Origin of the sequence: Aminobacter anthyllidis (genome assembly GCF_018555685.1) — a bacterium.
Classification (GTDB): Bacteria; Pseudomonadota; Alphaproteobacteria; order Rhizobiales; family Rhizobiaceae; genus Aminobacter; species Aminobacter anthyllidis.
Genome location: NZ_JAFLWW010000004.1, coordinates 107,981 through 122,623 on the forward strand (window position 1 = coordinate 107,981; position 14,643 = coordinate 122,623).

A 14,643-nucleotide genomic window follows, 5' to 3' on the forward strand; every position below is an offset into this window, starting at 1 on the left:
TAATATTGAAATAATAAGAAGCGGCCAACGAGGGAGAGTTTAAGGGCATGGAGGACGCCAAGCAGGCAGTCCAGGCGACCAAGAGCCTGGCACATCAGATCGCGACGGCGCTCCAGCAGGAGATCGTGCAGGGTACGCTCAGTGTCGAGGCGCGGCTGCCGTCCGAAGCCGAGATCGCACAGCGCTTCGGCGTTTCGCAGCCGACCGTGCGCGAGGCGCTCAAGATCCTGGCTGCGAAGAAGCTTGTGCGTTCCAAGCGTGGTCCCAATGGCGGCGTCTTCGTCAACGCGCCGTCGCTGACCGCCGCCAGCCAGATGCTGCAGGAGATGACGACCTGGTTCGTCGGCCTGGGCGTGTTCGGCTTGAGCGAGATTGTTGAGGCGCGCCTGCTGCTGGGCCGCACCTGCGTCCAGCTGGCCGCTGAGCGAGCCACGCCGGAGGACCTTGAGTCGATCGAAGCGACGCTGGAGGCCTTCGAGCGCGACGACATTTCCGATGAGGAATTTTGCCGGCTCGATGTCGCCTTTCACCACGCCATCGCCCAGGCGACCGGCAACAATGAACTGCGTTTCATCATGCTTGTCGTCAACGATTCGCTGATCCCGGCGACCAACATGATCTCCTTCCGCTTCCGCGAGCGTGGCCGTGTGGTGTCGCTGCACGCCGACATTCTGGAAGCACTGCGTGCCCGCGACGCCTCGGCCGCCACCGCGGCTTTCGAGGAACTCATCGCCTATCAGTCGAGCGTCTACGAAAAGGCGCTGTCAGCTCGCCAGGATGTCGCCGCCCAGAGGCAGGAAGCCTGATGAGCCAACTCGTGGCGCCTGGGCAGAAGCTGATCGAAGAGCAGCTGCCGGACGGGCGCCGCGTCTATCGCAGCGCGATCCCCCTGCCCGGCAATCTGCCCGACATTCTTGCACGGCTTGTCAAATGGGCGGTCGAGCAGCCGGACAAGGTGCTGCTGTCCGAACCCGGCGAAGGCGCCAGGCGCTCCATCAGCTATGGCGAGGCACTTGCCCGCGCTCGTGCCATGCGAGGGCTGCTGGTGGGCCTCTACGGCCTTTCCAAGGGCGATTGCGTCGCGACTTTGGGTCCGGCGGGCGTCGACGCGCTGGTGCTCAAGCTCGCCTGCCTGTCGGGCGGGCTCGTTCATGCCGCCCTGCCGCCCTTCCCTTTCCGCGACGGCGTCGAAGGTGAAGCGACAAGGCCATTTCTTGACGCCGCCAAACCCAAGCTGATTGTCGCGCCGGCGGGCCATCCGGCCATCGAAGGCATGGGGGCGATTTCGCTAATCGATCTGGCGCGCGAAAGCACTGGCGAAGCGGCGCTCGATGCCGACGAACAAACCGCGCCCGATGATTGGGCGGCGATCTTCTTCACGTCCGGCAGCACCGGAGCCCCCAAGGGCGTGCCGATCACGCGCGGCATGATTTCGTCCAACCAGGGCGCCATCGCCGCGATGTGGCCGTTCGTGGCCGAAACCCCGCCCGTCCTTGTCGACTGGCTGCCCTGGCATCACGTCTTCGGCGGCCTCGACAACATCTTCAAGGTGATCTGGAACGGCGGCGCCATGCACGTCGACTCGGCGCCCACTCCCTCGACCATGGACGCAAGCATAGTGCTCATGGCGGAGGTCTCCCCGACCATGCATATCGCCGTGCCGCTCGGCTTGAAACTGCTGCTTGACCGTCTGGAAAACGATGAGGTGGCAGCCGCAGCCTTCACGCGCAATCTGCGCGCCATCTTCTTTGCCGGCGCCGGCATCGATGCCGGGCTCTGGCGCCGGCTGGCCAGCTTCCGCGACAGGCATGGCGATTTCCAGATCCTGTCCGGTTATGGCGCAACCGAGGCCGCCTCGACGATCACGCTGTCGCCAGCGCCGCTGGAGCGCCCAGGCGAACTCGGTCACCCCCTGCCCGGCCATCGCATCGCGCTGGTCGACGTCGACGGCCGAAGCGAATTGCGCGTCTCAGGGCCTAACATCGCGCCCTGCTACCTGATCGAAGGCCGCAGGGTCGAATTGCCGATGGACGAGTTGGGCTTCTACCGCACTGGCGACGCTGCGGTCATTCGCCCGCGCTCGGACGGCATTCCAGTGTTCGGTTTCGATGGCCGGCTTGCCGAGGACTTCAAGCTGTCGAGCGGGGTCAAGGTCCGCACCGGCCCGCTGCGCGCCGGCCTGATGGCGCAGTGCGCACCGCTCGCCGACGACATCGTCATTTCGGGTGAGGACCGCGACCGGCTCGTGGCGCTGGTTTTTCCGTCGGCGGCAGGCAGGGATCGCATCGACGAGATCAGCGCGCGCATCGCTGGCTGGAACGCCGCCAATTCAGGCGGCTCGACAACGATCGCTCGCTTCGGTCTGGCGACGACACCGGCCGACCGCGCCAAGGGCGAACTGTCGGACAAGGGGCAGATCGTGCAGTCGCGCTATCTGCGCAACAACGCCGAACTGTTCGAGGCACTGCAGGCAGGTGGAGGTCAGGCGCCCAAGAGCGCCTGACGCACTTGACGCTCAGTCGAGATCGCGGAACGGCTTCTCGCGGATGTCGAGGAACTCCTTCAGCGAATGCTCCTTGAGCAGCCGCATCCAGTAACGTCCTTCTTCAGAGCCGTGCAGGATCGCCGTGGTCTCGCGATTATAAGTCCACGAGCTTTCCAAGCCCGCGGTCTGCTGCTGGTGGTTGAGCGCTGCCTTGGCGAACTTGATCGAAGCGCCCGGCATGCGAGCGCATTTGCGCGCCAGCTTCTCGGCTTCCGCCTTCAGCTGGTCGCGCGGCACCGCCTTGTTGACGAGATGGATGCGCGCCGCCTCGCGGCCATCGATCAGGTCGCCGGTGTACATCAGGTGGCGTGCGTGGATCATCGGCACCGTCCAGGGCAGCATCAGCGTCGGCGGCGCCGAGACGTGGCGCACTTCAGGTTCGCCCAGCATCGCGTCTTCGGCGGCGATCGTCATGTCGCAGCACATCATCAATTCCAGCCCGCCGGCGAGCGCAAAGCCGTTGACGGCGGCAATGATCGGGATCGGCGCTTCGCGAATGAACCTCATGCGGCGCATGTTGGCGCCGATGTCCTCGCGCCAGGCTTCGGTGTCCATCTCGAAATCCTCGCCGCCGAGATCGAAGCCGGCGGTGAAGGCGCGCCCCGCGCCGGTGATGATGACCGCGCGGATGTCGGGATCCTTTATCGCGCGATCGATCGCCGCCTCGAGCGCGTCGCCGAGCTCCTGGTTCATGGCGTTCATCTTGTCGGGACGGTTGAGCGTCAGGGTAACGAACGCGTCCTCGGCGTCCTTTTCCCAGAGTACGACTTCGCTGCTCATGGTCTCTCCCCTTACGCGATTTCGATGACGATGCGGCCGCGCACCTGGCCGGCCACGATGCGGTTGGCGAGCTCGGGCAGTTCCGACATCTTGTGAACTTCGGTCATTGTCGAAAGCTTAGCGCGGTCGAGATGTTCGGCCAGCGTCTGCCAGGCCTTCTGGCGCCTGGCGAGCGGCGCGAAGACGGAATCGACGCCGATCAGTGCCACGCTGCGCAGGATGTGCGGCATCACGGTTCCGGGGAGGTTGTGGCCCCCGGCCAGGCCGCAGGCAGCGACAGCACCGCCATAGACGGTCTGGGCCAGCGCATTGGCAAGCGTCGTCGAACCGACCGAGTCCACAGCCCCGCTCCAGCGTTCCTTTTGCAGCGGCTTGACCTCGGCGGCGAGCTCGGCCCGGTCGAGGAAGGACGTTGCGCCCAGTGACCGCAGATAGTCGTGCGTCTCAGTGCGGCCGGTCGAGGCAACGACAGTGTAGCCCTTGGAGGACAGCAGGCTGACCGCCGTCGAGCCAACGCCGCCAGCCGCGCCGGTCACCAGTACCTCGCCCTTTCCGGGCTGGATGCTGCCCCAGGCCTCGAGCGCGTCGACGCAGAGGGCGGCAGTGTAGCCCGCAGTGCCGATCGCCATCGCCTGCTGCATGGAAAACGCGTCCGGCAATCGGATCAGCCATTCCGGCTTCAGCCGCTGGAAGCGCGTGTAGGCGCCCCACTCGGTCTCAGACATGCCCCAGCCATTGGCCACGACCTTGTCGCCCACTTTCCACGCCGGCGAGCGCGACTCGACGACTGTGCCGGCGATATCGATGCCGGCGATCATCGGCAGGCGCCGCGCTATGCGGCCCTTGCCCGAAACGGAGAGCCCGTCCTTGTAGTTCAGGCTCGAATAGGCGACCTCGATCAGCACGTCATGATCCGGCAGGTCGGCCTTGGTGATCTCGCGGAAGCCGGCGCGCGGCTTGCCATCGACATCTTCCAGCATCAACGCCGTAAAAGTCTCGCTCATGAAAGTCTCCAGTCAGGGGTAAGAGTTCGTCAGCCGCGCTTGGCTTCGCGTTCGGCGCGTCGTGCCAGGCTGACGGCATAGCTGTCGCGCACATAGGCCAGGAGTTCTCCGAGCACGGCGGTCGCTGCCGCTGCGTCGCGCGCGTCAAGTGCGGCGACGAGGCGCTCGTGGAAATTGGCGACCGTGCTGCGCTCGCGTACGTGCGACACGATCATGTTGGTGATCGGCATGAAGGCCTCGACCACCGTGTACATCATCAGGCTGAGCGGGCCGTTGCCCGCGGCCTTGACCACGGCGCGATGGAAACGCACGTCGGAGGCACAAAAATCCTCGTCGCTGAGCAGTTTGGAGCGCTGCACTGCGATCTCGGCGCGCATCGCCGTCAGGTCGGCTTCGCTGCGGCGTTCGCAGGCAAGCCGGGCGCAGATCGCTTCGGTTTCCAGCCGCGCACTGATGATCTCGTCGATGTCGAAGGCGCCGACGCCAACCAGAAGAGTGGCAGCCCCGGTGATCGCCGACGACAGGCCTTCAGGGTCGGGGCGGCTGACGAAGGTGCCGCCGGTCGGTCCGCGCTGCGAGCGGATGAGGTTTTGGGCCGCGAGCCGTTTCAGCGCCTCGCGCACGGTCGGGCGCGAGATGCCAAAGCTCTTGGCCAGGTCTTCTTCGGTCGGCAGGCGCTCGTCGATCTGCAGGCGGCCGTCGAGAATGGCCGCGCGGATCTTGTCGGCGACCTGCCGGGCAACGCCTGTGCGCACCACGTCCTGATATTCGATCGGCATTCGTCCTCCGTCGGCGCGACCACTATCGGCGCTCGTCCGTTTCGACATGGAGATAAACAATATAGGTTTGACAAATATTGCAAGCGAAATAAGCTGATCCGAGACAGCGCCCGGAAAGGCTTCCTCCGGGCCATCCAGGCATCATGGCGCGACCGACCGATCAGGTTCTATCCTCCCTTCAGACGCGGCTCGACAAGGCCGCGATCCTGGCAGGTGATGCCATCGATCCGCGCTACAGCGACGATCTTTCCGGCGTGCCAGGTGCGAGGCCCGAACTTGTTCTGCGGCCGCGCAACACCCACGAAGTCGCCGAGATCCTCAACGCCTGCAACGCCGCCCGCCTGCCGCTGGTCGTCCAGGGCGGCCGTACCGGCCTGTCAGGCGGGGCGAGGGTGCTGGCCGGCGAGGCGGTACTTTCGCTCGAACGCATGACCGCCCTTGGAGACGTCGAGCCGACCGCCAGCACCATCATCGCCGAGGCCGGCGTGCCCTTGCAGATCGTGCAGGAAAAAGCCGATGCGGCGGGGCTGGTTTTCGGCGTCGACATAGGCGCGCGCGGCACCGCGACCATCGGCGGCAACATCGCCACCAATGCCGGCGGCATCCGCGTACTGCGCTATGGCAATTTTCGCGCCCAGGTGCTGGGGCTCGAAGCGGTGCTGGCGGACGGCACAGTGCTGTCCTCGCTCAAGGGTCTCGCCAAGGACAATTCCGGCTACGATCTGAGCCAGCTTTTCATCGGCAGCGAAGGCACGCTCGGCGTCGTCACCCGCGCCTGCCTCAAGCTTCACCCCAAGCCGGTCACCCAGTCGGCAGCCTTCTGTTCGCTGCCCTCGCTCGACGCTGCCTTTGGCCTGCTCAAATTCCTGCGCGGCCGCCTCGGCAACCTGCTGTCCGGTTTCGAGGTGATCCTGGCGCCGCTGATGGGCGACATGGTGGCGGCACTCGGCTTCACCTCGCCGGTCGCACTGTCGTCGCCGGTCTATGTGCTGGCCGACATCCAGGGCATGACTCCGGGCGCCGACGAGGAGGTTTTTGTCGAGACACTGTCTCAGGCAATCGAGAACGGGCTGGTCGAGGACGTCGTGGTCTCGCAGTCGGAACGCGAGTTCCATGCGCTGTGGACGCTGCGCGACGACGTCAACCGCTTCCTCTTTGCCGAGGACGCGATGCTCAGCCTCGACGTCAGCCTGCCGCTGCCCAGGATGGGCGCCTTCCTCGCCATGGCGCGGGCGGCCCAGGGGCGTGCCGACCCGGCGGCGCAGGACTATGTCTTCGGCCATCTCGGCGACGGCAACCTGCACTACGTCGTCCGCACCGACCGGCCCGACGAGGTCGCCAGTGCCGTGTTCGACTGCGTCGCGAAGAACGGCGGCTCGATCTCGGCCGAACATGGCATCGGGCTCGACAAGAAGGCCTATCTGCACCTGACGCGCGACCCTGCCGAACTGGCTGCGATGCGCCGGCTCAAGGCAGCGCTCGACCCGCGCAACATCCTCAATCCGGGCCGTATCTTCGACATGCCGCCTGCCCCGCTCAACGTCTGAGAATCCATCATGACTGCAGTGAAGTCCCCCGATAATGGCGCCCAACAGGTCGACATGCCCTCAGCGCTGGACGAGCGCTACACGCTCGAGCGCGGCCGCATCCTGGTGTCGGGCACGCAGGCGCTGGTGCGCCTGCCGATGGTCCAGCGCCAGCGCGACCTTGCGGCCGGGCTCAATACTGCGGGTTACGTGTCGGGCTATCGCGGCTCTCCCTTGGCCGGCTTCGATCGCGAGATGGGCAGTGCCAAGAAATATCTCAAGGCCAGCCATATCGTTTTCCAGCCTGGCCTCAACGAGGACATGGCGGCGACCGCCGTGTGGGGCACCCAGCAGACCGGCATGTTCCCCGGCTCGCGTTACGACGGCGTGTTTTCGATGTGGTATGGCAAGGGTCCCGGCGTCGACCGCACCATGGATGTCATCCGCCACGCCAATGCGGTCGGCACCAGCCAGCATGGTGGCGTGTTGCTGCTCGTTGGTGACGACCACGGCGCGGTCTCCTCCACCTTGCCGCACCAGAGCGAGCACAATCTGATTTCGGCCATGGTGCCGCTGCTGTCGCCGGCGGGTGTTGGCGAATACATTGACTTCGGCCTGCTCGGCTGGGCGATGAGCCGCTATTCCGGCGCCTGGGTCGGCTTCAAGTGCCAGACCGAAACAGTCGAATGCTCCGCGACCGTCGATCTCGATCCAAGCCGGCTGGAGATCGTCACCCCTGCCCTGCCGCTTCCCGCCGACGGGCTTTCGATGCGCTGGCCCGACGGGCAGCAGGCGATGGAGCGCCGGCTCGAGACCAAGCTTGCGGCGGTGCTTGCCTTCGCCCGGGCCAACCATCTCGACAGGCAGGTCTGGCCCTCCCCCAAGGCCAGGCTCGGTATTGTCTCGACTGGAAAGTCATGGCTCGATCTCAAGGGCGCTCTGTCGCTGCTCGGCATCGACGAGGCCCGCGCCGCCGAACTCGGCATCCGCCTCTACAAGGTCGGCATGGTTTGGCCGCTGGAGCCGGAGGGCTTGCGTGAGTTCGCCGACGGGCTTGAACAGGTATTCGTCGTTGAGGAAAAGCGTCCCGTCATCGAAGAGCAGATCAAGTCGCTTCTCTTCAACCTGCCAGGCGACCGCCGGCCACAGGTGTTCGGCAAGTCTGGCCCGGACGGGTCCCCTCTCCTGCCCTCGATCGGCGAAATCGGCGCGCTTTCAGTAGCGCGCGCCATCCTGCAATGGCTCGGCACGAAAGATGCCGGCCTCGCCGCGCGTGCTGTACAGCTGTCAACGGTCGGGCTCCCCTCCCCTGCCGAACCTGGGTTGCTCAACCGTGAGCCCTATTTCTGCTCGGGCTGCCCGCACTCGACCTCGACAGTCGTGCCCAAGGGCAGCCGCGCCTCCACCGGAATCGGCTGCCACATGATGGTGATCGGCATGGAGCGCGACACCTCGACCTTCACCCAGATGGGCGGCGAAGGCGGCTCGTGGATCGGCCTGTCGCCCTTCACCGACGAGAAGCACATCTTCGTCAATATGGGCGACGGCACCTATTTCCATTCCGGCCTGCTGGCCATCCGCGCCGGTATCGCTGCCAAGGTCAACGCCACCTACAAGATCCTCTACAACGACGCTGTCGCCATGACCGGTGGCCAGCGCCATGATGGTGAATTGTCGGTGCCCTCCATCGTCGGCCAGGTTCTCGCCGAAGGCGCAAAGCAGGTGGTCGTCGTCTCCGAACGCCCTCACCTGCTGGCCGGCCAGCTGCCGCGCTCGGTGAATGTGCACCATCGCGACGAGCTCGATCAGGTCCAGCGCGAACTGCGCGAAGTCGAGGGCGTAACGGTCCTGGTCTACGATCAGGTCTGCGCCGCCGAAAAACGCCGCCGGCGCAAGCGCGGCACTTACCCCGTCTCGCCCAAGCGCGCCTTCATCAACGAACTGGTCTGCGAAGGCTGCGGCGACTGCTCGGCCGTGTCGAACTGCATCTCGATCGAACCGCGCGAGACCGAGTTCGGCCGCAAGCGCGCCATCAACCAGTCGAGCTGCAACACCGACCTGTCCTGCATCAAGGGTTTTTGCCCGAGCTTCGTCACCGTCGAAGGTGGGCGCTTGCGCAAGCCACAGGCCAAGGCGGTCGGCGGCGTGGATGCCGGCCTTGCCGAGCCAGCTCGCCCTGCCCTTGGAAATGAGCCCTACAGCGTGTTGCTCACCGGCATCGGTGGCACGGGTGTCATCACCGTAAGTGCCATCCTGTCACAAGCTGCACATCTCGACGGGCTGTCGTTGGTCACGCTCGACCAGACCGGTCTCGCCCAGAAGAACGGCGCAGTGGTTTCGCATATCCGGCTTGCGCGGGAACCCGAGATGCTGAACGCCGCTCGGATCGGACCCGGCGAGGCCGATCTCGTGCTGGGTTTCGACCTCGTGGTTGCCGCGTCCCAGAATGTCATCGCCACCTTCGGCAAGGACCGGACCAGGACAGTGGTCGACGATCATTTCGCGCCGACAGCCTCTTTCGTGAAAGACACGGCGATTGACTTCCGCGAAGGCGCCACCATGCGCCGGTTGCGCAATGCCGGCGGCGCGGACGCATTGACCACCTTGCCAGCCATGAAGCTTGCGACAGCACTGTTCGGCGACGCGATTGCCGCCAACATGTTCCTGCTCGGCCATGCCTGGCAGAAGGGGCTCGTGCCGATCAGCCGCGAGGCGATCGAAAAGGCCATCGCCCTCAACGGCGCCGGCATCGCGATGAACCGTGCCGCCTTCGCCTGGGGAAGACGCTCGGCCGAGGATATGGACTTCGTCAGCCGCCAGGCGGGCAGCGTTTCGGCGCCTGCGCCCGCTTTGACGCTGGACGAGATCGTGAGGCATCGCGCCGACTTCCTCACCGGCTATCAGAATGCTGTCTATGCCGAGCGCTACCGAAAGCTCGTCGATAGCGCGCGTGAAGCCGAGGCGAGGGTCGCACCGGGGCAGGAGGCATTCAGCCGTGCCGTCGCCAGCGCCGCCTTCAAGCTGATGGCCTACAAGGATGAGTACGAAGTGGCGAGGCTGCATCGCGATCCGGCGTTCAGGCGAAAGCTTGCCGAACAGTTCGAAGGAGACTTCAAGCTCCAGTACAATCTGGCGCCACCGATGCTGACTCGGACCGATCCGCGTACCGGCCATCCCGCCAAGATCGCGATCGCCAGCCGCTGGATCGAGCCAGCCTTCGCCGTGCTTGCCCGGCTCAAAGGCCTGCGCGGCACGCGCTTCGATCCGTTCGGCCGCACCGCGGAGCGCAAGATGGAGCGGCGGCTGGCCGCTGATTACTTCACGCTCGTCGAGGAGCTTGCCATCCGACTGTCGGCTTCGAACCTGGCGATGGCCACTGAACTTGCCAGCCTGGCCGAAAGTGTCCGCGGCTACGGCCATGTAAAGCTTGCCGCCATCGAGCGCTACGAACAGCGCAAGTCGGAATTGCTCACCGCCTTGTCGAGAGCCACGCCAGTGGGGCAGGCGGCCTGAACTACCCTCCGTAGCATCAACAGGCTGAATCGATCCTGGCTGATCGATTCAGCACTTTCATTGGACGGTGGAATCGCAGCGCGCGATTCTGCCTTTCATGGAACAGCCAACCTCGCGACTGCATCTCCAGCGCCGTGATCCGAGCCGAAACATGGCGCGGTTCTATTGCCTGTCGCTCGAAAGCTCGCTGTTCGGCGACGCGGTGCTGGTGCGGGAATGGGGCCGCATCGGCACGCTGGGCACGAGACGTCTCGATCTCTACGCCGATGCCGTTCAGGCGCAGGAGGCCTTGCGGCGTCTGGCCGCCTCCAAGTTCCTGCGCGGCTACTGCTCAGTCGGTTGACAGCTGTCAACGACCTGACGACGGCTCCGAAACGTCCGCCGTCGCCGGCCGTTTCGCTTCCGTCACAATGGTTAATTTCCGTTAACTATAAACAAGTTGACTCGACTCGGCCGCTCCCGCACCCTTGTTACGGTAAATGGTCGTAATTCGATGCGTCCAGCGTAACCGCCTCATCAATCCGTTATCCACGCTCTGTCACGTTAAAATGTGCGAAGGCGTAACCCGGATTCGGATTCTGCAGCGAATCGGCGCATAAATCTTAACGAAGCCTGACTGCGTGTCGCTCATGCGTCCGCCTGATGGCGAGAAGGGACTAAAGACTTGGTTGGGGCAGTTCAAGCACGGGCGGAAAACGCGAGCGAAGAGGCCGAGGTCATGGCGACTGATCGTGCTATTGCGCGCGACGCCGAGATGTTGTCGGCGCAATTGCAGGCGATGCGCGACCGGTTGTTTTCGCCGACGTCGAAGAAGGCCTTGCGCAAGTTCTCGAGCGGCGAAGCGGCTCGTCTGATTGGCGTCACCGACGGTTATCTGCGCCAGCTCTCCATAGCAGGCGAGGGGCCGCAGCCCGAGACCGGGGCAGGGGGGCGCCGCTACTACGCGCTCGACGACATCAACGGACTGCGCCGGCACCTTGCCGAGCAGAACCCGACCAAGGCGCGCCACTACCTGCCGCGCCGCGATGCAGCGCGCGGCGAGCATATGCAGGTCATCGCCGTGACCAACTTCAAGGGCGGCTCGGGCAAGACCACGACCAGCACCCATCTCGCCCAGCATCTGGCACTCGCCGGTTATCGCGTACTAGCCATCGACCTCGATCCGCAGGCCTCGATGTCGGCGCTGTTCGGCTATCAGCCCGAACTCGACTTGAACGGCAATGACACGCTGTACGGCGCGATCCGCTACGACGAGGAGCGCCGGCCGCTTAGCGACATCATCCGCCGCACCTATTTCGACGGGCTCGACTTCGTGCCTGGCAATCTCGAGCTGCAGGAGTTTGAGCACACCACGCCGCAGATGCTGGCGGCACGCCAGGCAGGCGACAGCAAGGCGATGTTTTTCGCCCGGGTGCAGGAGGCGCTGCGGACAGTGGCCGACGACTACGACATCGTCGTCATGGACTGCCCGCCACAGCTTGGCTTCCTGACGCTGTCGGCACTGTGTGCGGCGACGTCGGTGCTTGTGACGATCCATCCGCAGATGCTCGATGTCGCGTCGATGAGCCAGTTCCTGTTCATGACCGCCGACCTTTTGTCGGTGGTGCGCGAGGCGGGCGGTGAGCTTAACTTCGATTTCATGCGCTACTTGATCACGCGCTACGAGCCCAATGATGGCCCCCAGACACAGATAGTCGGCTTCCTGCGCTCGCTGTTTGGCGATCGCGTGCTGACCGCGCCTCTGGTCAAGTCGACGGCGTTCTCCGATGCCGGCCTGACCAAACAGACGCTTTACGAAGTGTCGCGCGAGAGCTTCAGCCGCGCCACCTATGACCGCGCCATGGAGTCGTTGACAGCTGTCAACGGCGAGATCGAGGGCCTGATGCTCAAGGCCTGGAACCGGGCAGCGTGAGGGAGGCTGGCATGGCATTGAACCGCAAGGACCAGCTCAAGGCGTTGTTCGGCACCGTTGAACCAGCACCGGTGCCCGCAGCTCCGGCCGACAAGGCACCGGAAACGAAATCGGCCGAGCCGGACGCGGCACGCCCGCGCAGCGCTTCGGGTGCCGTCAAGGCGATGGGGCTGTCGCTCGGGGGGCTGTCCAAGGAGGTCGAGGAGGCGCGCAGGCTGAAGGAAAGCCTGGATGCCTCCGAACGCGTGTCCCAGGTGGATGCGACGCTCATCGAGGCGTCGTTTGTTGCCGACCGGCTCGACAATGGCGCGCAGGATGCGGATTTCGACGCACTGGTCAGCAGCATCGAGACGTCAGGCCAGCAGGTTCCCGTGCTGCTCAGGCCGCATCCCGACAAGCCGGGGCGCTACCAGACGGCCTATGGCCATCGTCGCGTCCGCGCGGCAGGCAAGCTTGGCATTCCCGTCCTGGCGATCGTCCGGCCGCTGTCCGATGTCGAGCTGGTGCTTGCCCAGGGCAAGGAAAACAGCGAGCGGCGCGATCTGTCCTTCATCGAGCGGGCGCTGTTCGCGCACGAATTGATCGGCCGAGGCTTCGAGCGTGGCCTGGTGCAGGATGCGTTGTCACTGCACAAGGCCGAGATGACACGCTTCCTGCAGGTCGCGGATGCCGTGCCGGAACATATCGTGCGCGCCATAGGCGCCGCGCCCAAGGTCGGTCGGCCGCGCTGGATGGCGCTCGCCGAGCTGCTGAAGGGCGAGGCGGCGCGCGTCAAGGCCGACGACGAGACCACCAGCGAACGGTTTCGCGCAGCGACGAGCGACGAGCGCTTCAACCTTTTGTTCACGCGGCTGCAGCGCAGGGGCCAGCCGGTTGTCGGCGCCGCTCGCGAAATCCGTGACGGCAAGGGCAGGGCGGTGGCGAATCTGATTGTTACCAAGGGCAAGGCCAGGGTCGATTTTCTGGAAAAGATTGCCGATGGCTTCGAGGATTTCCTCGGCGAGGAACTGCCCAGGCTGTTGGAAAGGTTCAAACAGGAGCGCGGCCCAGCGGCCGGGCAAGACTAGATTTGTTCACGGCTAGCGAGACAGGCGCATGCTTCACCGCAGCGCCGCCCGCGAAACGGGGAGCGTAAAGCGTCCGTGCCAATGTGTAGAGGATCGGAATAAGAAGGATAACCGGCAAGAAAAAGGCCCCCGAAACGTCGCCATTCCGGAAGCCCTCATCAATGTAGCAATTGTGAGAGAATCATTTCCGGGCTGACTTGTCAACCACTGGACGCGTTCCGGAACGCCTTTGGCTTGCCTCCAAGTGAGGTAAACGAAGATGATCGAGCATATTTCGACGACGCCCTTTGGGCGGCGGTCGCTGTCGCTTGCCATGGTGGCAGGTCAGATGGCGGCCGGCAGCTGTGCGCCTGGCGCCAGCACCAATAAATGGCAGGTGTTTCGCGCCGTCTGCGAGGCCAAGGGATTGCTTGGCGCCAGCGATCGCGCGCTTGCCGTACTCAACGCGCTGCTGAGTTTCCATCCCGACACGGATCTCGTGGAAGGGGAGGGGCTGGTGGTGTTTCCTTCCAATGCCCAGCTGGCGCTCAGGGCGCATGGCATGGCGCCGGCGACATTGCGACGGCATCTGTCGGTGCTCGTCGATTGCGGCCTTGTGGTGCGCCGCGACAGCCCCAATGGGAAGCGTTACGCCCGCAAGGGCTATGACGGGGCAATCGAGCAGGCCTTCGGCTTCGACCTGACGCCACTACTGGCCCGGGCGCAAGAGTTCGAACGTTTGGCCGAGGCTGTCAGGGCTGAAAGGCGGGCGCTGTTGCTCGTACGCGAGCGCATCACCATCCTGCGCCGTGACATCGCCAAGATGATCGCCTTTGGCCTTGAGGAGGGGATTGCGGCCGACTGGCAGCGCCTGCATCTCGAATATCGCGAGATCGCGGCGACGATTCCACGCACGGCGAGCCGGCTTGAGCTCGAGCCGATTGCCGAAGAACTCGCTCTGCTTGCCCAGGAGGTGCGCAAGACGCTGGAAAGTCACGTTAAAACTGAAGAAACAAGCGCCAATGAGTCTCATTTCGAGCGCCACATACAGAATTCAAATACACACCTTCATGAACTTGAACCCGGCCTCGAAAAAGGCCAAGGGACGACCGCTGCGGTGAAACTGGAGACGAAGAGCCAGCCGCCAACGGGTTATCCGCTTGGCATGGTGCTGCGTGCCTGCCCTGATATTGCCGATTACGCACGCAACGGCATTTCGGGCTGGGCGGATCTGGTTGAAACGGCAAACCTGGTGCGCGGCGCGCTCGGCGTCAGTCCGGATGCGTGGAACCAGGCCTGCGAGGCGATGGGGGCGGTGGATGCCGCGATCATGGTGGCGGCGATGCTGCAGAAGGGGGAGGCGATTGCGAGCCCCGGCGGCTATCTGCGCAGCCTGACCGCCAAGGCAAGGGCCGGCGAATTCTCGATCGGGCCGGTGCTGATGGCGCTGCTGCGCGGCAAGGGGGGTGATGCACGGGCGAGGGCAGGGTGATATCCACGCTCGAGGCGAGGCTGGTTGAGCTTGAATTGCGCTCGAA

At 64.7% G+C, this 14,643-nt stretch carries 11 protein-coding genes; 8 read left to right on the forward strand and 3 right to left on the reverse strand.

Annotation, left to right across the window (positions count from 1 at the left end; all coding sequences use genetic code 11):
• The first annotated feature begins 47 nt into the window (after window positions 1-47).
• On the forward strand, window positions 48-806 hold the full coding sequence (locus J1C56_RS14390; RefSeq protein WP_214390485.1) for a FadR/GntR family transcriptional regulator: 759 nt from the start codon (window positions 48-50) through the stop codon (window positions 804-806).
• Window positions 806-2,503: an AMP-binding protein gene (locus J1C56_RS14395; protein ID WP_214390487.1), complete on the forward strand. Its 1,698-nt coding sequence runs from the start codon at window positions 806-808 to the stop codon at window positions 2,501-2,503. The genes J1C56_RS14390 and J1C56_RS14395 overlap by 1 nt, the downstream gene beginning before the upstream one ends.
• A gap of 12 nt (window positions 2,504-2,515) precedes the next feature.
• Here J1C56_RS14395 and J1C56_RS14400 read toward each other — a convergent pair whose 3' ends face one another.
• Genes J1C56_RS14400 through J1C56_RS14410 form a run of 3 tightly spaced genes read right to left on the reverse strand, consistent with a single transcriptional unit; the run spans window position 2,516 to window position 5,108 of the window.
• A complete protein-coding gene (locus J1C56_RS14400; RefSeq protein ID WP_214390489.1) occupies window positions 2,516-3,325 on the reverse strand; it encodes an enoyl-CoA hydratase/isomerase family protein in 810 nt (269 codons plus the stop codon).
• Between the two features lie 11 nt (window positions 3,326-3,336).
• A complete protein-coding gene (locus J1C56_RS14405) occupies window positions 3,337-4,329 on the reverse strand; it encodes an MDR family oxidoreductase (protein WP_214390491.1) in 993 nt (330 codons plus the stop codon).
• 29 nt (window positions 4,330-4,358) lie between these two features.
• The gene (locus J1C56_RS14410) at window positions 4,359-5,108 is read right to left on the reverse strand and encodes a FadR/GntR family transcriptional regulator (protein WP_214390493.1); all 750 of its coding nucleotides are present in this window, start codon (window positions 5,106-5,108) and stop codon (window positions 4,359-4,361) included.
• A 143-nt stretch (window positions 5,109-5,251) separates the two neighbouring features.
• Here J1C56_RS14410 and J1C56_RS14415 point away from each other — a divergent pair, with 143 nt between their 5' ends.
• The 6 genes from J1C56_RS14415 to repC all read left to right on the forward strand — a co-directional run bounded on the left by J1C56_RS14415 (window position 5,252) and on the right by repC (window position 14,597).
• On the forward strand, window positions 5,252-6,655 hold the full coding sequence (locus tag J1C56_RS14415; protein ID WP_214390495.1) for an FAD-binding oxidoreductase: 1,404 nt from the start codon (window positions 5,252-5,254) through the stop codon (window positions 6,653-6,655).
• A 9-nt stretch (window positions 6,656-6,664) separates the two neighbouring features.
• On the forward strand, window positions 6,665-10,147 hold the full coding sequence (locus J1C56_RS14420) for an indolepyruvate ferredoxin oxidoreductase family protein (protein WP_214390497.1): 3,483 nt from the start codon (window positions 6,665-6,667) through the stop codon (window positions 10,145-10,147).
• A gap of 97 nt (window positions 10,148-10,244) precedes the next feature.
• Entirely contained in the window at window positions 10,245-10,490 is a 246-nt protein-coding gene (locus J1C56_RS14425; protein WP_214390499.1) for a WGR domain-containing protein, read from the forward strand.
• Between the two features lie 375 nt (window positions 10,491-10,865).
• A complete protein-coding gene (gene repA, locus J1C56_RS14430; RefSeq protein ID WP_214390501.1) occupies window positions 10,866-12,059 on the forward strand; it encodes a plasmid partitioning protein RepA in 1,194 nt (397 codons plus the stop codon).
• 11 nt (window positions 12,060-12,070) lie between these two features.
• Window positions 12,071-13,126, forward strand: coding sequence for a plasmid partitioning protein RepB (gene repB / locus J1C56_RS14435; RefSeq protein WP_214390503.1), 1,056 nt, complete (start codon window positions 12,071-12,073; stop codon window positions 13,124-13,126).
• 259 nt (window positions 13,127-13,385) lie between these two features.
• Window positions 13,386-14,597 carry a plasmid replication protein RepC gene (gene repC / locus J1C56_RS14440; RefSeq protein ID WP_214390505.1) on the forward strand — a complete coding sequence of 404 codons (1,212 nt, stop codon included), beginning with the start codon at window positions 13,386-13,388 and terminating at the stop codon, window positions 14,595-14,597.
• Window positions 14,598-14,643: the final 46 nt, after the last annotated feature.